11 protein-coding genes are annotated in these 21732 nt (G+C 62.6%); 2 read left to right on the top strand and 9 right to left on the bottom strand.

Going from position 1 to position 21732, the window contains the following annotated elements:
* Positions 1 to 44: 44 nt before the first annotated feature.
* From ACKN61_RS24280 to ACKN61_RS24265, 4 genes are all read right to left on the bottom strand, one after another.
* On the bottom strand, positions 45 to 2765 hold the full coding sequence (locus tag ACKN61_RS24280) for a TonB-dependent receptor domain-containing protein (RefSeq protein WP_408951621.1): 2721 nt from the start codon (positions 2763 to 2765) through the stop codon (positions 45 to 47).
* A 634-nt stretch (positions 2766 to 3399) separates the two neighbouring features.
* On the bottom strand, positions 3400 to 5520 hold the full coding sequence (locus ACKN61_RS24275; protein WP_408951620.1) for a right-handed parallel beta-helix repeat-containing protein: 2121 nt from the start codon (positions 5518 to 5520) through the stop codon (positions 3400 to 3402).
* Between the two features lie 464 nt (positions 5521 to 5984).
* Entirely contained in the window at positions 5985 to 8840 is a 2856-nt protein-coding gene (locus tag ACKN61_RS24270) for a winged helix-turn-helix domain-containing protein (RefSeq protein WP_408951619.1), read from the bottom strand.
* A 710-nt stretch (positions 8841 to 9550) separates the two neighbouring features.
* Positions 9551 to 11185: a putative bifunctional diguanylate cyclase/phosphodiesterase gene (locus ACKN61_RS24265; RefSeq protein ID WP_408951618.1), complete on the bottom strand. Its 1635-nt coding sequence runs from the start codon at positions 11183 to 11185 to the stop codon at positions 9551 to 9553.
* 1223 nt (positions 11186 to 12408) lie between these two features.
* Here ACKN61_RS24265 and ACKN61_RS24260 point away from each other — a divergent pair.
* Positions 12409 to 13365, top strand: a complete 957-nt coding sequence (locus ACKN61_RS24260; protein ID WP_408951617.1) for an alpha/beta fold hydrolase — start codon at positions 12409 to 12411, stop codon at positions 13363 to 13365.
* Between the two features lie 614 nt (positions 13366 to 13979).
* Here ACKN61_RS24260 and ACKN61_RS24255 read toward each other — a convergent pair.
* On the bottom strand, positions 13980 to 14432 hold the full coding sequence (locus ACKN61_RS24255) for a PA2169 family four-helix-bundle protein (RefSeq protein ID WP_408951616.1): 453 nt from the start codon (positions 14430 to 14432) through the stop codon (positions 13980 to 13982).
* Positions 14433 to 15316: 884 nt separating this feature from the next.
* On the opposite strand from ACKN61_RS24255, the gene ACKN61_RS24250 reads away from it, so the two are divergent.
* Positions 15317 to 17116, top strand: coding sequence for a S8 family serine peptidase (locus ACKN61_RS24250; protein ID WP_408951615.1), 1800 nt, complete (start codon positions 15317 to 15319; stop codon positions 17114 to 17116).
* A gap of 382 nt (positions 17117 to 17498) precedes the next feature.
* On the opposite strand, the gene ACKN61_RS24245 is transcribed toward ACKN61_RS24250, so the two are convergent.
* The 4 genes from ACKN61_RS24245 to ACKN61_RS24230 all read right to left on the bottom strand — a co-directional run bounded on the left by ACKN61_RS24245 (position 17499) and on the right by ACKN61_RS24230 (position 21716).
* Positions 17499 to 18446 carry a Vps62-related protein gene (locus ACKN61_RS24245; protein ID WP_408951614.1) on the bottom strand — a complete coding sequence of 316 codons (948 nt, stop codon included), beginning with the start codon at positions 18444 to 18446 and terminating at the stop codon, positions 17499 to 17501.
* Between the two features lie 644 nt (positions 18447 to 19090).
* On the bottom strand, positions 19091 to 19954 hold the full coding sequence (locus ACKN61_RS24240; protein WP_408951613.1) for an RICIN domain-containing protein: 864 nt from the start codon (positions 19952 to 19954) through the stop codon (positions 19091 to 19093).
* 294 nt (positions 19955 to 20248) lie between these two features.
* The gene (locus ACKN61_RS24235; protein WP_408951612.1) at positions 20249 to 20776 is read right to left on the bottom strand and encodes an SMI1/KNR4 family protein; all 528 of its coding nucleotides are present in this window, start codon (positions 20774 to 20776) and stop codon (positions 20249 to 20251) included.
* Between the two features lie 349 nt (positions 20777 to 21125).
* Entirely contained in the window at positions 21126 to 21716 is a 591-nt protein-coding gene (locus ACKN61_RS24230) for a hypothetical protein (protein WP_408951611.1), read from the bottom strand.
* Positions 21717 to 21732 lie beyond the last annotated feature (16 nt).

Here is a 21732-nt window from a genome sequence, read left to right as displayed (position 1 = left end):
GCATACGGAAATGCAAAGTTCGGCGCAGGAAGCGGGTGTTCGGTTCAGAACTGATGTGTCGCACTAACCGAGTAGTAGCGTCCGATCGGGTCGCTGTCGGCAACAGTGTAGCCGCCGTTGCTGTAGTTGTAGTTGCCGGGATGGCGATCGCCAAGGTTGTTGATGTTGAGGCTGAACAGCCAACGTTTGAAGCCGCCGTAAGCAACATCGATGCCGGCCAGGGTCGCGCTGGGCGCACGGCGCATGTGGTCGACGTTACTGCCGTAAGTGAAGGTACTGCTGGGTCCCGGCACGGACACCGTCGTTGGCCCTATGTAGTACAGATTGAGCGTTACGATCCAATCGCGATAGCTCCAGCGAACATCGCCCAGCGCGCTTCGGCTGGGCATTTCGATGCCGGCATGGTCTTCGATCGGTTCGGACGGACGGTGCCGCCGGAGCAGGCGATGCGTGTAGTGGCCGCTCAGGCTGAAATTGAGGTCGCCCCAGTGCTGCGTCCGGTGGCTGTACTCGGCCTCGATCTCCCAGCCCCGCACTTCGGTGCTGCCGACATTATCGAGATAGCTGGCGACGGCGATCAGCTCGCCGTTCTCGTCGCGAATCAAGGCTTCCGGTGACAGTTCGTCGAGACCGAGTGCATTGATCGGCAGAATTTCGTTCCTGCGCCGGATGCGATAGTGACTGCCGGTCAGCGAGAAGTCTTCGCTGGGGGTCCAGGTCAAACCGAGATTGCGGTTGGTCGATGTTTCCGGCTTCAGCCTCGGGTTGACTCGTGCGCGCAGATCGACGGCGCAATAGTCGTCGAACTCGTCACGGCAGGGCCGGGTCGAATCGTCGGCGGGGACGTAGGACGTCGTCTGTTGTTTGATCAGCAGCGGGCCACGCAACTCGGCCAATGTAGGCGCACGATAACCCTCGCCAACCGAAGCGCGCAGACTCAGCGACCGCAAAGCTTGCCAACGCAGACCGAACATGGGGGAGATCTGATCGCCGTAGCCCCGGTTGCGATCCAAACGCCAGGCCGCGTCCATCGAGAGTTTATCGTGCAGCGGCGCCTTGAGCTCGGCATAGACCGCGGCTGCATCGCGGTGGTCGCTTCGGCCCTGGAAGTCCATGGCCAGCGCGATATCGCCTTTCGTCAGCAAGGGGTCCGGCCGGTTGCTCAGGTGCTCGTGACGGGCTTCGAATCCGGCCGCGACCTGGACGTCGCCGGCGGGTAATGCGAATAGCGGCCCGTCCACGCTGCCGGACAAGGTTTCCAGCGACATCTTCCCGCCCAATACGATGGGAGGCGACAGCTTGGCGAGCACGGCATCGGAATTGCTGTCTACCCGATTGAAACGATAGCTTCGATCGTCGACGGCCGATCCGAGAGCCGACAGGCAGATCAAGCCATTGATGCGATTGGCGACCTCGTTGTCGCGGCGCGACAGACTCAGATCCCAGGCCCAAGTTCGGCGGTAGCCGTTTATGCCGATGGTGTAGTCCTTGTTGGTGGTAACGACTCGATTGCCGATCGGCCCCACGTCGGAAAACCAATAATTCAAGAACGAATAGTCGCGCGCTCCTTCGCTATCGGGGTGATCCCCGGACAGCGGCATCACCCCATGGCTCGGAGCGTTGCGCAGTTCCAGCCCGACCCGGGACAGGCGCAGGTCGGCGTAGGCCTCGAGGTTCTCGCTGACCGGCTGACGCAGGTGGGCGTACAAGGCATTGCTGGCGATACCCGGTTGCAGACTGCTGTAGCGCGGAGCGTCGAAACCGCACTCCACGCCGGATGGCGTGGGATCGCGATTGCGGCAGCCCGCAATCGGGAGCACGCTGCCGTCGTCCTGCAGGAAGCCCAGTGCGATCCGCCGATCGGCCCCGCCGAATCGCCGTCGATCGAGCGTGCCCCATGGGCGCTGGCTGCCGATCAGCGGATTACGGGTGAAGTGATCGACGCTGACGAAAACGTTGCCGCCGCTGCGCGTCTGCGCGCCGAAGCTGGCGTACGCGCGTTGCTGCTCGGCATCGCCGCGCTGGGACACGCCAAAATTGCCGCCGACCTCGGCGCCGCGGTAGTCCTTCTTCAGGATGATGTTGACTACGCCGGCCATCGCGTCGGCGCCATAGATGGCCGACGCTCCACCACGAGCGATCTCGATGTGATCGACCATGCTCAAGGGAATGCCGTTGAGGTCGGTCAACGCGCCCATATCGGTCGAGACCAGGCCGTAGTTGGCCATGCGTCGCCCGTCGACGAGGAACAAAGTCGCGCGCGGGCCCAGCGAGTACAAACTGGCCGAAGCCGCGGCTGCCGTCGGCACCTGGCTGTTGCCGCCCTCGCTGGCGATATTGCGGGGATGGTGACCGGTCATGCCCGGCATCAGGCGCAGCACATCGAACAAGGTCTGATGGCCGCTGGCGCGAATCTGCTCCTGCGTGATCAGCGTCAAAGGCAGTGCGCTCTCAAGCCCCGCGCGCTTGATCCGGCTTCCGGTGACGTGGACCGTGTCCAACTGGGTCGGAGACCTCGGCGAGGAGGTCGCCTTCGGCGCTGTCGGCCTCGCCTCGGTCCGCGGGCGCGGTGTGGGCTGAAGCAAGTAAACATTGGCTTTTACCGCGACTGCGGTGAGGCCGGTCCCTTCCAGTAATCGAGCCAGGCCCTCACGAACTCCGGGCTGGCCTCTGAGGCCTGCGCTGCGCCGCTTGGCCACCAAGGCGGGCGAATAGATCAGCTGCACGTCTTTGCGAGAGGCGAAGGCATTGAGCGCATCGTCCAAGGCCCCGGGCGGAATGCTATAGCCACCGGGCGGAACAGCGCTCGCTGAGGCCTGATAAGCCACCGCGACTTGCGGGACCGTCAGTGAGAGGAAAACGATGAATGCGTGAGAAAATCTGGCCATACATAACCGTATCGATCAGGCCCAAGCGGATTCCGGACGCCTGGCTTCTATGGCGAAATCGAACCATAGCATCGCCGCTGCGCGGATGGACTCGGCCGCATCGGACTTCAACGGTCTGAACCGCACGGTGCATACCGGCGGTTGAAGGCTCAAACGCTATCGCCCTCATGCGCGGGGCACATCGCGCCGAAGATGTCACACATGAACCATGTCACACATGGCGGGGCCGACCGCTCTCTGGACGTTCCGGCATGTCCTGGAATACGCACGGCATGGTCGCGTCGTGCGTGCCGGGATGGACCTCAACGCAGCGGACCTGCCGACAGTCGGGCCGTCATGCTCGGAACCCGCGCCGCATCGTGGGCAAGGCGAGATCGCCCCGAAGCAGTAAGCGAGCGGGTTTCAGCGCGATGGTCAGTCGGGCGGCTGCATGGAGCGACTCGTCGGAACGGTGTGTGGGCGCAGTCAACGGGCCGCGAACGCATCGTTCGCGGCACGTCGTGCGCTGTACTTACTGCGGCGCGTCCTGCAACACGATGTCGTCGAGGTAGAAGCCGGCGTTGTGATTGGCCGAGCCGCCCGAGCCCACCAACAGCACCCACACGCTCGCGGTCAGCGCGGGCGGTTGCACATCGGCGACCACCTGGGTCCACTCGTCGCCGGCCGCGCCCAGCGATACGTCGCTGAACGAGGTTTCTTCATCGCCGGTCGCCGGCGTGCCGTCCTCTTTGAGCCAGCGCAGGCGCATGCGCGCGTTGGCGGGCAGCGGCGGGGTGCCGGCGACGCGCTTGACCCAAAAACTCAGGCGCTTGGCGGCGTTGTCGGACAGGTAACCGGGGTGATTGGCGAGGGCCACGCCCCAATAGCTGTCCTCGGCCACCACCTGCAGGCTGTGCGCGCCGCCGTGGCCGACATCGGCGCGGGCGATGCGGCTGCCGTACCACGCGGTCCACAGACCGGCCGATGCTTCCAGGCCGGAGGTTTGCGGATCGAGCAGGTTGAACGACGAGCCGTCGGTGGTGCTGCCGGCGTCCTGCAGATAGGGCGCGGCCTGCCAGCTCTTGAAACTCATCGTCTCGCCGTAACGCTTGGCGAAACGCCAGGGGCCGTAGTAGTGGTTGTTGGCGAAGCGGTTGTTGTTGTCGAACATCACATCGTTCTGCACCTGCTGCACGGTGTACGGCGACCAGCTCAGGTTGTTGTCGCCGGTGGCGTACAGCGCCTGCGCGCCGCAGAAGCTGGAACTGCCGCACGGCACCACCGCCGGGTCGAAGTAGAACTCGTTTCCGGTCACCTCGATGTTCTTGGCGTGCCAGCGGCAGTCGCGTTGCAAGGCCGCATCGCCGTTGATCTGGGTGTAGCAGGGGTGCAGATGACTGACCGGATCGGGGTACTTGCTCGGATTCTTCGGATCCGGACGCACGATCAGCGCCGGGTGGACGAAGGGCGTGCAGTACACCTGGCTGGTGTTGCCGTTGGAGTTGCAGAAGCGATTGGAGCTTTCGTAGATCGACACCCCGGAGAAATTGTTCTCGAAGTAGTTGTCGTAGATGCGCAGCAGGTCCGAACCGCTGACGTCCTTGGGCAGGCGGCTGTCGCCGCCGGATTCGGACAGATAGATCGCCGGCGCCGGCGCGCCGAGGTCGGAGCTGCCCGAGGTCCAGCCGTTGTTGATGAAGGTGTTGGCGCGGATGGTGGCGTTGTAGCTGATCTCGTACCAGATGCCGACGCCGGCGTTGTCGCGGATGTAGTTGTTCTCGAACAGGAAGTCGATGTTGTTGGTGTCGGCCCACAGGCCGGTGCCGCGGTTGTCGTGGACGTAGTTGCCGACGATCTTCGCGCCGCGCACGTCCCAGAACTTTCCGCCGCCGGTGCAGCCGCACTTGGTGCTGGCTTCCCAGTCGTCGACATTGTTGCCGGCGATCTCGTTGTGGCTCAGCTCGATATCGACGATGGCCGAGCGGCCCGGCGCCGGTTGCTCGGGCGTCGGCGGGCCCTCGCTCTGCAGCGGCTTTTTGTACATGCTGAAGCCGTACTGGCCGTTGTCCTTCAGGCAGTTGAAGCTGACCTTGTTGTGGCTGCCGAGGAACACGCCCGCGCCGCGATTGTTGGCGATGGTGTTGTACTCGATCGTCCAGTGGTCGCCGGCGTCGTGGTTGACCACGCCCTGGTCGAAGTTGCCGTAGTCTTCCGTCGGGTCGTCGCTGTAGCGCCCGAAGTTGCGGATGGTCAGGTAACGCACCACGACGTTCTGCGCCGTGTTGGTGAAGGCGTAATGGTTGCGGTTCTGGCCGTCGATGATCGCGCCGGGCCCGCCCAGATAGGTGTTGCCGTCCTGGGCGATGATCTGGCTGTACTTGTCCGTGCCGAGGGTATGCACGCCCGGCTCGAACCAGAAGGTCACGCCGGCGCGCCTGAAATCGAAACCGCTGTTGTCGCCGGCCGGGACTACGATCGCGCCTTGCGGCGGCATCGCCGGGCCGCTCGGCATGACGCCCGCCTGGCAATAGTTCGCCGGCGGCTCGCTCGGCCACATCAAGCCCGCATGGGCCTGGCCTTCGCCGCCGATGCGCGGCTGCGCCGCGATGGCCGGGGCGACGATCGACCCGCTTAAGAACAAGACCGGCAGCATGCGCGTTACGCGCCTGCACCGGGACGATGAGTTACGAGAGTCGATAGCCACTGCGCAATTTCCTGGACGATGACGGTGTGAAAGTAGTCGGCGGCGATCGCAGGCAACGCGACCGGTCCGCTCTGGCCACGACGGCCGGCGGGCGGAACCTCAGCGGGCTCCACCCGGACTGCTGGCAGATCGGACCGGATGTTGATGCCATGCGTCGTCATGCCGTCGTAGTGGCTGTCGTCATGGCATCTGTACGTTTGTGATGTTTATCGCGATAAGCCCGCGCACTTGCGCGCTCGGGCGAGAGGCCGGGTGCGCGATCGTGTTAAGCGCCAAGAACCGAACACATTCGTGGAAGGCCGCCAGGATCGGGCTTTCGGAGGGGCGTGCGGACGAGCCGGGGGGCAGGGCTGGAAATCGGCTCGCCCAGCGGACCTGGAGTCGGCTCTTTTGCCGATTCAAACCGTCTCGAATCAGTCCGAGCTGGCGCCTGCCGGTATGGTCGTCTTGATGCTGCCGCCGTCCAGAACCGCGGATTGAAGATTGAGCCAACTCGCATCGACGCCGCGCATGCCGGTCCGCGCGACCAGGGCTTCGCGCTCGGCCGGGCTGCAGTCGCCGGATAACGATCCGGCTGCGAATATTCCATGCAGCTCGAGTTCCAGGACCGCGTCGCCCCGGCTTCGTGCCTCACGATGCAAGACGCTGCCCAGGGCCGACGCCTTGGCGCGGTCGCCGCGTTCGAGCGCATCGGCCGCTTCGAGCAGATCGAGCCGGGCGACCACGTCCCAGGCATCGTTCGGTATCAGGCGGCGCGCGCTCGCGACGAGTTCGCGGCTGCTCGCCCAATCGCCGCGCGCCGTGGCGTTCTCGGCCTGGCCGGCCAGGGCTCTGGCGAGCAACAAGGCATAACCCGCGGACCGGATCGGCTGCAGCACTTGCGTGTAGAGCCGTTGCGAGCGGTCGAGCTCGCCCAGACGCGTCGCCAACCGGGCGTCTTCCAAGGACGCGACCCATCGATCGGTTGCGCTCGAGGGCAGTGCCTGCTCAGCTTGCTCCAATAAGGCCTTGGCCTGGGGGCGGTCGCCGGCGAGCATTTCGACTTGGCTGCGAAGGCTCAATCCCAGGTGGCGCAAACTCTCTCGGTCGCCTTTTGCGCATCGGTCTATGTTCGCGCGCGCTTTGGCCGGTTCCCCCATGCTCAACAAGGCCTGCGAGCGCATACAGATCAATGTGGTGAGCATCTCCGAGTCGGGCTGCCCGGCGGGAGTCGGCGGAAAGATACCTTCGGCGCGGTCGATGATTTTCAAGGCCTGCGCGTACTCGCCACGCACCAGGCTCATGTCCGCAGCGTACAGGCTGGAAGACATGCGCTGCGCGCTGGGCAGTTTCATCTCGGAGAGCTGCTTGAATCGCGCCGAAGCGCTGCTCAGGCGGGCGCTGAGCAAATCGTCGGCCATCAACCATAGATTCAAGTCGGTCAGCGGCATCAGATCGCCGGTGGCGCTGGCGATCGCCGCCGCCTGGGTCAGCCGCGACCGATAACCGGCGATATCGCCGGCCCGCGCATGTTGATTCGCGCTGGCGATCAGGATATGGATCTCCAGGCCGCGGTAGCCGGCGGCGTTGGCGCGTGCGAGCAATGCCTCCAAAGCCGGGTCGGCGCCATCGGCCGGCAACGGGGCGGATAGCCGCGCCAGCACGCGCGCTTCCAAGGCGCCGGTGGCGTTGCCTCCCTTCTCGTACAGAACCGCGGCTTGCTCGAATTCGGGCGGCGTGCCGCGCTCGGGGAACTGCCCGGCATTCGCGCTTGCCAGCACCATGAGCGCATCGGCCTGCTCCAGATTCCATGCCGGACCGGCCTTTCGCGCAAGCTCCACTGCCTCCTTGGCGGCCGCGCGCATGCGCACCGGATCGCTGAGCACAGCGTAAGCGTTCGCCCGCAGCAACCATTTGCCGACGCAAATGCAGGTGGTGTCGTTGTTGACCGGGGGATCCGCCAGTCGCTCCAGCGCTCGTTGCGGTTCGCCGGCTCTGATGAGCTGCCACGCATACTCAAGCTGCAGAGACACCGTCTCGGGGGAGCGATCGGCCAACTTGGCGTACGCCGCCAGAGCCTCGGGACCGCGGGCCGGGTCGATCGCCAGGCGTTGAGCCTGCAGCAGTTCGATGACCGGCGGCGGCGATCCGGCCAGCAACTTCACGGCCTGGTCCATTTGCACCTTGGCCGCTGTGGTTTGGGCGAGACGAGCCTGTGCCAGCGCCAGCTGCATGCGCGCCAGGCCGAAACGCGGAGCGCGGGCGATCACGTCCTCGCCCAGATGCACCGCCGCGCTCCAATCGCCGTGCTTGAACGCCTGCGCTGCCTGCACGTAACGCTCGGCGGCATCGGCGCTGAGCTCGAGGGCCGGCCAGGGCTCGGCGTAAGCAGGTTGCAGGCGCGTCACGATCTGGCGGGACAAGGAATCGACCAAGGCCGGCAGGTCCGACCGATGACCTTCGACTTCGAGCCGTTGCTCCTTGCCGCGGTCTCTCAAACGGACATGGACCTTGATCTTTGCGGGGTCGCCTGGCGAGGTGGCCGACGACAGGAACAGCACTTTCACCGAACCCGGCGCGCCGGCGGCCAGTTGCGCTTCGTCGAGCAGATTGATGCCGGGCAGGCTGGCCAACTTCCAACCGAGCCATTGTTCGAGCAGTTCAGCCGGCCAGCGAGCCGCGCGGCCATCGTCTTTTATCGTGACCAAGGCTACGGTGAGTTGCGGCTCGGCAGGCGAGGTGCGCTGATTGAAAAACCATGCGCTTGCGATCGCGACCAGGCCGATTGCCGCCAGTGCCAGCAGCCGAACACGGTGGCGCGACCACGCACTGCGCGTCGGCCTGGCCGCTTCGAGCGAGGGCGCTGGCGCGTCGACCTGCGCGGGAGTCGATTCCGATTCCGCGGGCTGCTCGGCCGCCGGTTCCGCAGGCATCGCCGCCGTTGGCGGTTCACTGACCGAACGTACCGGCTCGGGCGCCTGAAAGACGTAGCCGCTCTTGGCCACGGTGCGGATCCACGACTTGCGCTCCTCGCCCAGCGCCTTGCGCAACAGCCATACCGTCTGCGACAGGTTGGTGTCTTCGACGATCAGTCCCGGCCACAGGCGTTCGAACAACTCGGTGCGCGTGTGCAGCTTGTCGGGTTCGGCCAGGAACAACACCAGCAGATCGAACACTCGCTGCGGAACGTCCGCGCTGTGCCCGGAGTGGATCAGCCGGCGAAAACGCAGATCGATGGTCAGATCGGCCAGCTGCAGGTAGCGGACGTCGGGAGGCCAGGGGCCGGTCATCGTGATCTCACCTCGCAAAGCAACTACGCCCGGGAAGACGATCCAGTGCAGCCGCGCTTTTCAGGCAATCGATCGGCGGGCGAGAAACCCGCTCCGATCCGCCGAGCCTGCCAGCCGCATTCCGAAAGCGTGCGGCTAATGATGGTGGAACCAATCGGCATATTCGGCAAGGATCGACCGCGCTCTCGAGCGCAGGGTCGGGAGGTGCCCTGTTCGACACCTTCATCGGCAACATGACTGCGGCGGCACAGAAGCACCAGCGCTGCCCAGGCGTCGAGCATCCGCCTGGGCGAGGCGGTCCCGCGAACGGCGGCGGCTACGCCGATATTCCTGCATGGGTTCGCAGGCGTATGTGTGACACCTTGGCCTCGCCCAAAAGCCACGCCGCCAGGCCAAAGAACAAGTCTGCCGACATCGACCGGCGTCGGCAGTCGCGGCCAGGACGTCATGCGTTCCATGCATCCGTAGTCCTGCTCATGTCTTGACGCAGGGGCGGTTTCGGCCCGTCGCCTTACCGGCTGCGCTGCTACGACCGCCACCTAGCCCCAGTGGCGCCCGTCATGACATGGCAAGCGGTGACTTGGGCGCGATTGCCGCCGGTATCTGCACGCAAACCACCGGCCGGTCGCGGGCCCCTGGAGGGTTCGTCGGAAATAATCGGCTCGCTACCAGGGCGTCTTCTAAGTTCAGTCGACGGCTTTCTTCCGGGCTCAGATGATCTTGAAATGAACCTGAGCCGCGTCGGCAGGCGCCGGTTGTCCCATCAGATAGCCCTGCAGTTCGTCGCATCCGAGGTCGCGCAAGAACTCGGCCTGACTCGCGGTTTCCACGCCTTCGGCCGCCACCCGCAGCCCCAGATCCCGGCCCAAGGTCAGAATCGCACGCGATACCGACGCGTCCAGAAGGACGTGCGGCAGTCCGCGCACGAAGCTCTGGTCGATCTTCAGCTTGTCCCAGGCGAAATGCTTCAAATAGGCGAGGCTCGAATGACCCGTGCCGAAATCGTCCAGCGTCAGCAGGACCCCCAGGGACTTGAGCTTGCCAAGCTCATCTTTCACTCGAACCAGGTTCTCCAGTACCGAGCTTTCCGTCAGTTCGATTTCGAGCATATGGCCGGGCACCCGAAACTCCCGCAATGCCTCGTCGACCGAACGATGCAGGCCCGCGCGCCGCAGCTGTTGCGGCGATACGTTGACTGCGATCGTGAATCCTCCATAGCCGGCGTCCAGCCAGAGGCGGACCTGGCGGCAGGCTTCGCGTATCACCCAGTCACCGATTTCCCGGATCAATCCCAAGCCTTCGGCGATAGGTATGAATCTATCCGGTGCGACGTCGCCGAGCACCGGGCTGCTCCAACGCAACAGCGATTCGAAGCCGGTCAGGCGCATATCCGAGGCGGAAAATTGAGGCTGGTACTGAAGCATCAGTTCGCCGGCCTGGATGGCCTCGCGTAACAGGCCGCCCATTACGATGCGGTCCTCGATATCCTGCATGTCCTCGGTTTGGAATGGGCAAACACAGTTGCGGCCCAGAACCTTTCCGCGCTCCGCGGCAGCTTGGGCCCGGCGCATCAGATCCAGTGCGATGTCGCCATGCGCGGGGGCATAGCTTATGCCGATCGTCGCGGTCAATAACACGCGGTAACTATCGCCCTCGAACGGCAAGGTAAGCAGGTTCCGAATGCTCTCGGCGAGGCGTACGGCCGCGGCCCCGTCGCCGCCTTGCTGGACGACGACGAACTCATCGCTCGCGAAGTGACATACAGCGACCTGTTCGCTCGCGAGCGATTGCAAGCGAACGCCCACGGCCCTCAGAACCTCGTCGCCGTTCTTATGGCCCAGAGAGCCGTTGATTCCATGGAAGCGATCCAGGTCGATAAAGATCACCGCGGCGAACGCCCCTGCGTTCTCGACCGCCCGAATCATCTGTGGCTCTAGAACGGAATAGCGCACCAAGCCGGTTACGATGTCGTATCTGGCATGGTCGGCCTCCGCGGCAAGCAATCGCTTCTGCTCGGTGAGGTCGCGAATGAAGGCAGTGAAGTAGGCCACCGTGCCGCCATCGATCCGCGTCACTGTCAGTTCGACGGGGAACCTCTCGCCGCCTGCCCGAATCGCGACAAGCTCCAACCTCCGGTCGAGGATGGTCGAGGTGCCGGTCATCAAATGCCGACGAAAGCCCCGCCGATGGTTGTCCCGCACGTCCGGCGGGATGATGACTTCTGCGACTTCAAGGCCGATGACTTGTTCGCGCCTCCAGCCGAACACGCGCTCGGCGGCTGGATTGAACTCGGTTATCTGTCCGAGTTCGTCGATGACGATGATCGCGTCGAGAGCCGACTGCACGACGGCTCGATATCTCGCATCGGTCCCCGGAGGGCTCGCGACACTCTGGATTGTTACGTCTCGCATTGAACGCCCCTTCTAAGGCCGCGAGTTTCGCGTAATGCCAGGCAGCATCACCTATACACCTAAGCGTCGAACAATAGAAAGGCCCGACGATTTAACCCTTTCCGCGGTTGGATTCTCATTGGGGCGGCGGTTCGAGGGGCGCATAAGCTCAGATATAAGACAGCCGCGAGCAGCAAGCAATGCCGCCGGGGATTCTTTCAAGGCCGCCTCCAGAGGCCGGTACTCACAAAATATCGGGCACAAGGAAGCCCATTTAGAGCCGATCTTATCTGGCGTAACGAGAACCAGTGCGCACATCGGCCAGCCGATTTATGAACAGCGGTATAGGAGCGTCGCATGCCGGGTGTCGTTTGATGCAGACAGAGCGCCCCATGGAAGATGGTTTACAGAAACGCACAAGACCGCACCTATAACGCCGCGGTGCCCTCCTGTGTCCCTGCGAGCGCGGGCGTCGATTTTTTTCCATGGAGCATTCGGCTATCTGCATCCAGTGCTTGCCCTTCGATATCCCTGTCGGTTCGCCGCTGGAACCGTTGTCGATCGTCCTCATGGTCGCATCGCGCAGATCAGTGCGAAGGCTACATTGCCAGAAGCCGGCGGAAGCCGGAGGCGCACGTCGGTCCAATCGGGTTCCGGCCGGTTGGCGCGGTCCCGACTACCGGTCGGTCGCCTGCAGCAAGGCTCGCGAAAGTGCGAGTGCTCGAAGTGTCATTGCTGTCGGTGATGTATGTCCTTTATGTGCGACGGGTCACCGCAGCCGTCGCAACATCTACGCTTGGGACTCATTCGGCGGACGCGACCCGTCACACAATGAGTGAACGCAATGAGATCCGGCGAGGCCCTTGGTTCCCCGTTAGATTTCGTGCTTGTTAGTTAGATTCGGTGATGAAGCCGGACTCCGACTACGCCGTCTCGGAATCGGATTCGAATGGCCGGTATATCCAACGGCACCTGTCCATAAGCCGCGTCGACAAGGGCTTGGGCAGTCGACTCGCGCCTCTGACTACCGCGTTGCCGCCAGTTCAAGGCGGCTTGAGCGCGGCCGATCGATCTGCAGAGCGAAGCGAGTCGCCAGGTTGGTCGTAGTCGAGACAGGTTGGATGGTTCTCCCCCGATCCATAAACACTCATCCACGAACCCCGCAACGGAGAAAAATCATGACGGCGAAATCCGAAGACTTATTCGTTGAGATCGATGACGTAAAACTGTGCTATCGGGTTGAAGGCGACCCATCGCATCCGCCCGTGCTGTTGATCATGGGCCTGAATTCCCAGCTCATTCATTGGCCGCAGCAACTCGTCGACAAGCTGAAAGAGGAGTATCTGGTCATCCGCTTCGACAACCGCGACAGCGGCCTGACCCGATGGCGGACAGGGGAGCCGCCCGCCGACGGCTATCGCCTTGTGGACATGGCCAATGACGCCATCCAGTTGCTGAAACACCTTGGGATCGACAGCGCCCATATCGTCGGCGCTTCGATGGGCGCCATGATCGCGCAAAGGCTGGTGATCAACTGTCCCGAGCGGGCGCGCAGCCTATGCTCGATCATGAGCACTACCGGCAACATCTGGGTCGGATATGCGCAGCCCGGCGTCATCGGCGAGTTGATCAAGGAGCCGCCGTCAGACCAGGAGGGCGCGATCAATCATATCGCGGCGCTATACGCTCTCATCGGCTCGAAAACGCATGCCGGCGAAGAGGCCCCACGTCGTCGAGCGCTTGCCGAGGCGGCTTACAAGCGTTCGCTCGATTCGAACGGTGCTCCGGCCCACCCCGGCGGCGGCGCACGTCAAGTCGGCGCGATCCTGCTCGCAGGCGATCGCACGAAGGAGCTCAATGGTCTGACCCTGCCGACCCTGGTCATCCACGGCAACGAGGACGCGCTCATCCACATTTCCGGCGGCAAGGCCACCCGCAAGGCGATCCCTGGGGCCCAGTGGCTCGGAGACCCGGAAAAGGGCGTCCAAGGCATGGGGCACGATCTGCCGCAGCCGCTACTCGACGCGGTCGCCAACGGGATCATCGATCACCTCAACACCGCCGACGAAACCGCCTGGAGGCCTGTAGAAGGGACGAAAGGACAAGGGGCACGGACTAACGCAGCCACGCCTTGACCCGATCGCCGACCGGGTCATCGGTCGCCTCACTCGCTAGTCGTCGAATGGATGGGGACGTCACTGACGGCCCCATCCATCGTGCGTGAACTGCGAGGCCAGACTCACCGTGCAGACCAGAGGGGCGATGATCGAAGCCCTCCGCGGCATGATCCGGCGCCGCCGGCATCCGCTCAGCGAATGGGCCGCTGCGTGCTTCAAGGGGCATCGCCGAGCAGGCGCTGACCCGTCCAAGTTGCGACCGGACTCACGTGATGCTCGAAGCCGCAACTGCCGACAATCAGGCCTGATCCGGTCGCGCCTGGCCAGGTAATAGAGTCAGGCCGCAGAAGAACGGCAAATCCTCGAGGAACTGAGCCAGCCGATCCGGGCGAGCGCCGGCAGGCTCCAAAAACAAAAACGCGCCCGGTTGGGGAACCGGACGCGCGAGGCAGAACAACTACGGGGGGGAAGCTGGTCTGCCGTGCTGAAATGCTGACTGATGCGAATCTCCCGTACTGAGATCGCAAGTCGGTTCCAACGAGTTGAACTGCGTAGTGAGACCAAGACCTCGGATCGCGGTACGAAGTTTTCGACTTCGATCCGGATGCCGCGCTCGGCGGCGAACAGAACGCTTAAGCCGCGCCCTTCATCGAGTGCTTCAGCTGACTCATTTCGCGATGCGTATCCCGGACTATCGGCAAGAAGCGCTCGACAGCGGATCGGGCGGCCGGCGTCAGCTTGGAGTCGCCTGCCACCTCATTGAAGGCCTTGAGCAGACGATCTTCCGAGTCCTCCAGTTCGGCAACATAGCCGTAGGCGGTATCGCCAAAGGCCGCGCGGACCTTGCCGTAAAGCTGTTGCATCGAACCCGCGAAGGTCCCATGTTCGGCCGGCTTTCCGCCTGTCGCCGCGACTTGCGTGCTGAGTGCGGTAACGATGTCGGACTTCGTCGAAGCGATGCGGGAGAACAACGCGGACAACTCGGCGTTCTTCACCTCTGCGGAAGCCTCGGTGTAGAAGTCCTTGCCGTCGCGGGCAATCTCGATGAGATCGTTGAGATTATGCGTGGTTGCACGATCTGACATGTCTGACTCCTAAGCTACTTCAAGAGAGCCCGCACTATCTCGGCCATGGCATGACGTGCCCGTGATCGATGTCCACCGGCGGCGCAACAACCGAACGCCAACTCCGCTCGAAACCCTGGCTGGATATGCGTGAGCGTTCGGATGAACGAACGGCACCGCGAACAAACTCCAGATTTCGGTCTGCGTCGAATGAACGAGGACACAAGCCCCTGTGGGGACGACCGGGTCGTGGCTGAGATGCCGCATGAGCCGCAGTAACCCGATCCGCGGTACAGAAGATTTGACGGCCGACGATGCGCCGACGCCGTGCGAAAGCTGAATTCGATTGCGGCGAGGCCGCCGACTCTGCCCACGCTTAGCCGTAGGCAGGAAGGTTACGCAGCCCGAGATCCCGTGCCTGAGAACTTCGTGCCGTGACGATGCGCGCACGCCGACGTATGGTTCGCCATGCGCTCATGAAGCTTTCCTTGGATAGTTGGAAATGCGGGTCACGTTCACGATTTGCGCTCCGGTAAACCGTTTTCAGAACATAGACGCCGCTTGCTTGTCTACCTAGGTTGGTCGCCACGGCCCTGCGAGCGCATCGGCCGTACATGCCGTCGGGTCTTCGCCTTTTCTGATGTTGCGCACTGCGGAAGCCAGGACGGTTACCCGCCGCGTACCGCGGCACCCTTGGGGTTTCAATCGGGAACGCAACAACGGTCAGTGCCGTAGAAGCGTTGGCGGCGGAGCCGCAGCGCGCTGCTGTATCCGGTGCCATGCCGGGCGCTTGCCACAAGGGGGCGCGTCGGACTGCGTGGAGTGGGGCGCCTCTCTCCGCCAATGCGCCGAATAGGTAATCCACGGTGACTGTCCTCATCCCGTCCACACACGGAGAGATGTGCATGAATCGTCGCATTTTGTCGCTGGCTATCGGTGCTTCATTGGTGTCCGTCGCACTGCCAGGCCTGACCGCGGAGCTGCTGACCGTCGACAGGCCGATCGAGGGCCGCTACATCGTCGTACTGAAGGAACAGGCCGCCGTGCTATCGGCCGACAGCCGCAACGGCGTGGCCAACGTGCCCGCCGTCGCGCAGGGCATCGCCCAGCAGTACCGCGTCAAACTACAGCGCAGTTACCAACACGCGTTGCGTGGCTTCGTCATCGATGCGGACGACGCGTCGTTGGCACAGCTGCTCAGGGACCCGCGGGTAGCCTTCGTGGAGGAAGACGGCTACATGTCGGTGGAAGCAACGCAGAACAACGCCACCTGGGGCCTGGATCGCATCGATCAGCGCGATCTGCCGCTGAGCACGACCTACACCTACGACACCGACGCGGCCGGCGTACACGCCTACGTCGTCGACACCGGCCTGCGCGCCGACCACACCGAGTTCACCGGACGCATCGGTAACGGCTTCTCCTCGGTGCCCGGCGACTCCAGCACCACCGACTGCCACGGTCACGGCAGCCATGTCGCCGGCACGGTCGCCGGCACCACCTGGGGCGTGGCCAAGAAGGCCACGGTGCATCCGGTACGCGTGTTCGGTTGCGGTTCCAGTGCGCCGAATTCGCAGATCATCGCCGGCATCGACTGGGTCACCGCGAATCACGTCAAACCCGCGGTGGCGAACATGAGCCTGGGCGGCCCGGCTTCAACGGCCACCGACACCGCGGTCAACAATCTGATCAACGCCGGTGTCGTCGCAGTGGTGGCGGCGGGTAACGGCAATATCGACGCGTGCACCGAGTCCCCGTCGCGGGTGCCGCGTGCGCTCACGGTCGGAGCCAGCGATCGCAATGATGCGCGCTCCATCTGGACCAGCGGCCAGGCGTCGAGCTGGGGCAGCTGTCTCGATTTGTTCGCACCGGGCACCTCGATCGTATCGGCCGGCATCGGCAGCGCCACCGCATCGGCCGCCAACAGCGGCACCTCGATGGCTTCGCCCCACGTGGCCGGCGCCGCGGCGCTGTATCTGGCGGTGAACCCGACGGCGACACCGGACCAGGTACACACCGCCATCGTCAACAACGCCACGCCCGGCAAGATCACCGACCTGCGCGGCTCACCGAACCGCCTGCTGTATTCTTTGTTCTCCGGAGGTCCCGGCAACAACCCGCCGGTCGCCAATTTCACCTCCAGCGTCAGCGGGCTGACGGTGAGCTTCACCGACACCTCGACCGACAGCGACGGCACGATCGCCTCGCGCAGTTGGGCTTTCGGCGACGGCACGACATCGACCGCGGCCAACCCCAGCAAGACCTACAGCACCGCCGGCACCTACAACGTCAGCCTGACCGTTACCGACGACGACGGCGCCACTCACACCAAGAGCGGCACGGTCACCGTCGGCAGCAGCGGCACCCAGACCTACACCAATGGCACCGACGTGGCCATCCGCGACAACGCCACGGTGGAAAGCTCGATCGCCGTATCCGGCCGCAGCGACAACGGACCGACCAATGCCAGCGTGTCGGTGAACATCGTCCATACCTACAAGGGCGATCTGAAGGTCGACTTGGTCGCGCCGGACGGCTCGCTGTACAACATCCACAACCGCACCGGCGGCAGCGCCGATAATGTCAGCGGCACGTTTACGTTCGATCTGTCGAGCGAGCCGCTCAACGGTACCTGGAAGTTGCGCGTCAACGACAACGCCTGGTTCGATACCGGCCGTATCGATACCTGGAGCGTCACCTTCTGATCCTGCGGCACCGATCCATCGCGCGTGCATGCGAATGCGCGCGCGGTGGATGTCTCGCCCCTCTCCCGACCGTGGGAGAGGGGTTCGGGCGAGGGCGGGTACCGAGCCGGTGCCTGGCGCACGGTAGCGAGTCCGCCAAGCGGGAGCTGGCTAGTCCGCAGTGGTCGGCAGCGAATCTTCGGCAGGCTTCAGCGATACGTGCGCGGCCCCTATCGGGGCGATGGCATTGCCTTCGATGATCTGGCGGCTGGGTTGTCGTCTGCAAATTGCAAATTGAGTGATAGGGTCTGCCCCGAAGATGGGCGCAGACCCACGCAGCCATTCCGAAGCCGCGGTGCACTGATCCAACGAAGAACGGTGCCGTGTACGAACGAGCGCTAAATCACCGTGTCGGTCGCGGCCTCGTGTCCGGGCACCTGTCATCAGTAGGGAAACGATTCGGATCAGCATCGCCAGCCAGGATGGGGCCTTTGCTTTCCGACGGGCCCGTTGGACCGCTGGTCATGCCACTTGCGTCCAATCCGAACCACCTGCCGGCGAGAGTCAACGAACCGCGTTCCCCCCACTGCACGTGTGTTCCGTACCACGGCTCCTGCGTCACATCGACTGTCGGTAAAGTGCGAAGGTCGAAGCGAATTCCGTGCACTGCCTCGTCCTGCACCCAGCCGGAATCACTGCGCCAATGGCCCGGCGTCGGGACGTTAACGTGCGATCCCTTTCCGACATAGACGACCGGGCGGCCGTTCTCATTCGGAGCGTCAGCCCACGAACGCTCAGATGACGAGTTGCTGTGGGCGCTGTAGCGAACGGCGGTTGGTTGGAGCGTGTCGTCGAGTTGAATCGTTACCTTTTCCCAGTCGCCCTCATGATTCTGCGCGTCCCCTAGGCCAGGCGCACCATCGTTATACGAGTAGAAAAAGTGGTACGTAAGCGTGTTGCTTTCCGCATCGTACTGGTAAAGATTCTTGCTGTTGCGAAGATCTCCATCTCGAACGTAATCGAAGTCCTCATCGCGATTGTCCAGGAATTTAGGGATCTCGGACTTGTCGTTCTTGGGGCCGATCTTCAACAGATCCTCTGCCGTGACATTGCCCTGGGATCTAATCTCCTTGTCGGGCATGTAGTGCCTGTCTTCGCGCAAGCTGGATTGCTCGATGAACTTATTCGGATCTTGAAGGAAGTTCTCTTCCATTGGATGGAAGTACATGATGGGAGCGTATCGCTCGGCGAGCTCGGCTTGTTGCACCGGCGTTAGTGTCGGCGGCCCCGGAGGGTCGGGAAGCGGCGACATCGGGAGTCGCGACGGACCAGAAATATCGGATGGATACATGAAATCTCTCCAGGGGCGGGATATCGCCAATGAGTAGCGTACTCGCGCGGTCAGGAGCGACTACTCGTGCTGACCCTAGAAGAGATCGATGCGTAACTGTGCCCGGGATCCAGATAAAAAACTAAGCGGAATGGACTGACGACCGACTTCGATATCTTTGTGGGCATTGTGTCGCGGGCATCGCCCGTTGTTCCAAAGTCAATCACGCTCGCTACCGCCCTTGCCAGGCGGAACCCGCGCAATCCGATTGCCGGCGACAAGCCTGATCAAGTCCGCCTGCTACAACGAAGTCGACAGCTATCTCTGCGCTTGGCTTCGCAATTCGATGCTCAAGAAGGCAATCCCGCCAGGTGATGTTGATCGGTGCGACATCCGAACCGTGAGCGCGGATGCATCGGACCGGTCGGCGCAGCCAGCGGCAGGCTTTGAGCAGGTGCGCAGATCCCGGGCTGCCATACCGGTGTCCCGGTCGCCGAGCCCGGGCCAGCGATGCAGGGCCCCTTGCGACAAGCGCAGTTATTCAGTCAGCAGCGCGATCTACAGCTTGCACAGGAAGCCGAGTAGCGCGGGACGGATGATCCGAGTAGGGGGTCGAGAATCTCATCGGGCTAGCGTGCGCCTGAATCCCGGGACTCTGCCGTGCTTCAGCGCATCGGAGTGATCTGCCACCTCTGTTGCTTCTCGCTGTTGCAGCTCCAGATCTGGACCTTCGCCCCATTATTGAACTGATCTGGCGCATGGACATCAAGGCATTTTCCGCCAGCGTTCTGGAGCGCCATCGGGCTGAACAGACCGCCGCTTGGCGCCCGCCTCACACGCGTCTTGTGCTGCCATCGTTGCTGCACTTGCCGATTGCAGTCCCACATTTGAACGGGTGTTCCATCGATGCCTACCTTCGCGGCTTGCACATCGAGGCACTTTCCAGCGAGGCTGATGACCGCTCCGACTTTCTCATCGACCACCCAGGTTTGCTGGGGTGACCCGTTGCAAACCCAGACCTGCACTTTTGCGCCGTCTTTGGCCTGATCTGGGGCGTGTACATCCAAGCACAGCCCTGCTCCTGACGTGATGACCATCGGCTCGGGTGCGTTGAGTCGTGGATGTCCGCAAGGTACGCCCTTCGTGCCGCAGGACACGAACTTCTTTGAAACCCAAGGGCCACATATCGACGGTGCGGCTGTACGTGACGTACATGCCTGCATGGCTACCGTGTACACAGCGCCCCTGATCCGCTCGCCAAGCCATGTGTTGGTGCTCCTCGAAATCGGCACTTCGCGCTGCATGCGTCCGCCGCCGCCGGCCCAAGCCACGTTGTAGTGGCTACGGCCGCACGATTGTTCGCTTCCTGCCCACGTGACGGTTGCCGAGGTGCTGTCGGCCTCCACGCCCAAGATGCCGATCTCATTGCGCCCGCCGCAGAATCCGGCGCCCTTCGCGACGCCGCCAACCGTCCCGCCAAGAAGAAAGCACGACGACAGGATTAGTGAACGATATAGTAACGTCCTCATAACACCACTCCGCTTCACGTCCATATGGACATATATGAAAACGGAGGAGCAGAGTTCTTGCGGCCTAACGTCAAATAGACCCCATTTCTGACGGGGGTAATTAAATGGTGGCGGTGTTGCCGCTCTCGGCCAAAAAAGCGGACATCCCCGACCGCAAGAGTTAAGCCGGTCGCGAAGCGGCTTCTGCAAGGCCTGCCGGTGGCTAAAGTCTCGGGAGAGCATGTAATCGCGATCGACGATACAGGCGGCGGCAACAGATTCCCAATTTTCATACGGGTGCTTGCCCAACAAACTTCAGGATTCTATGGCTTCGCGGATGTACTCTGAAAAAGAGCCCGCGGCCGGTTCGACTGTGCCATCGTCGTAGACTCTGAAGACGGGCGGGTCGTCCTGGTCGCAAACGAAATAATGAAACTGATACCCCTGATAGGCATTGAATACGAAAGCATTGTCCGGAAATTCAAAGTCGGTGCCTTCCTCTTCCATCAGGGCCCTGAGTTTCTGCTTGAGATGTATTAATGCCGCGAACGTAAAGTGGACATCGTAGAAAAGTTCTCCTGCCGATCTTCCGCATTCCGCGAGAAATGTTCTGTAAATACCCGGAAGTTCGACGCCTGACTTCTTTCGACTTCCGCGATTTCCTCGTCGCTCAATCCGCGGATAGGGCGCTTGGTGTCGAGTCCCGCTGAAATTATTTGTTCTTTGAAAATCCGTCCGCCCTCCTACTTGAAAGAATGCGATCTCTCCCGCGCGCACCGTAGCCGAAACGTCCTTCCTCGTCGGCACGAGCATGCTCCAGCGGCCGCATGCCGCAGCGGACATGGAGTAGGCAGAGCTGCAACAAATGCGAGAAGTCTCGATCAGGCTATCTGACGCTCGGGCGGAGCGGCGGAGCGGCGGAGCGGCTGCGGATGGCGCTTCTTTCGCCAACGATGGCGGCCGAAGTGCAAACTTCAAACATCCATTCGCTGAATTAGCGATGTCGAAGAGAGCGACAACTTAAAGTAGGCATGTAAACGCAAGTGCAGAAAGCTGCTGCCGGTAGCTGAGAGCTGTCCATGCCGCCAACGTTGGCGCTCGGCCGCGGCTGCATGCCGTCGGCCTTGAGCGGCTCGTTATAGCGTGGCGAGCGTAACTAAGCCGAATGAAAGGTTTTCCTCGCGCCGTCGCTTTACTTTGAACATTGTTTAAGTTGCCCGATAACCGGCGCGGCGTCTGCCCACTGTATCGCCATTACGGTTTTCCCATCAATCGACAATTTGAAGCTCTGTTTATCACGCATACCGTCCAATGCCGCCGCCAGCCCAGGCACGGAAAATGCGACGGCTCCAGCCCTGCCTTGATATCTGTAGTTGAACACCTGGACGGTCTGAGCAGGCTCATCATCCTGCTGAAGCTCGACCTTTATTTTCTTGACGTTCTTCGGCCTTGGAATGCCTGTGCCGTAAAAAATCAGCCAGGCATCCGGCTTGGGCTTCTGAAACCCCATGATGCTGACGATGCCTCCGCTTTTGCCGTTGTCTTCGCTTGTCAATTTGGCAAATGAAGCCGTGCAAAGCTTGCCTTCAGGCGTCGAGCTCGAAGCGGAGAACCAGATGCCCTTGGCGACTTCCTGAGCGATTCTTGCGTCCCTCTCGTCTTTCTCGGCTTGAAGTTTCCTGAGGTTTTCCACTTCCTCCGGGCTCAGAGAGCGTGCCGGTGCGCGATCTTTGGGTCCCAGGGAGTCCAGGTAATCATTCTTCTCGCGGATCCAATCGTCCATGCTGTACTCGTAAGGC

The organism is Lysobacter sp. Hz25 (assembly GCF_046097045.1).
Classification (GTDB): Bacteria; Pseudomonadota; Gammaproteobacteria; order Xanthomonadales; family Xanthomonadaceae; genus Lysobacter; species Lysobacter antibioticus_B.
The sequence above is the reverse complement of the archived record's forward strand: the minus strand, read 5'-3'. Positions and strand labels throughout refer to the sequence as shown.

Excerpts from the sequence above, each read along its gene's own strand:
- ACKN61_RS24275 (WP_408951620.1), bottom strand. The coding sequence starts at position 5,520 with ATGCTGCCGGTCTTGTTCTTAAGCGGGTCGATCGTCGCCCCGGCCATC.
- ACKN61_RS24270 (WP_408951619.1), bottom strand. The coding sequence starts at position 8,840 with ATGACCGGCCCCTGGCCTCCCGACGTCCGCTACCTGCAGCTGGCCGAT.
- ACKN61_RS24260 (WP_408951617.1), top strand. The coding sequence starts at position 12,409 with ATGACGGCGAAATCCGAAGACTTATTCGTTGAGATCGATGACGTAAAA.
- ACKN61_RS24255 (WP_408951616.1), bottom strand. The coding sequence starts at position 14,432 with ATGTCAGATCGTGCAACCACGCATAATCTCAACGATCTCATCGAGATT.
- ACKN61_RS24250 (WP_408951615.1), top strand. The coding sequence starts at position 15,317 with ATGAATCGTCGCATTTTGTCGCTGGCTATCGGTGCTTCATTGGTGTCC.
- ACKN61_RS24245 (WP_408951614.1), bottom strand. The coding sequence starts at position 18,446 with ATGTATCCATCCGATATTTCTGGTCCGTCGCGACTCCCGATGTCGCCG.
- ACKN61_RS24240 (WP_408951613.1), bottom strand. The coding sequence starts at position 19,954 with ATGAGGACGTTACTATATCGTTCACTAATCCTGTCGTCGTGCTTTCTT.
- ACKN61_RS24235 (WP_408951612.1), bottom strand. The coding sequence starts at position 20,776 with ATGTCCGCTGCGGCATGCGGCCGCTGGAGCATGCTCGTGCCGACGAGG.
- ACKN61_RS24230 (WP_408951611.1), bottom strand. The coding sequence starts at position 21,716 with ATGGACGATTGGATCCGCGAGAAGAATGATTACCTGGACTCCCTGGGA.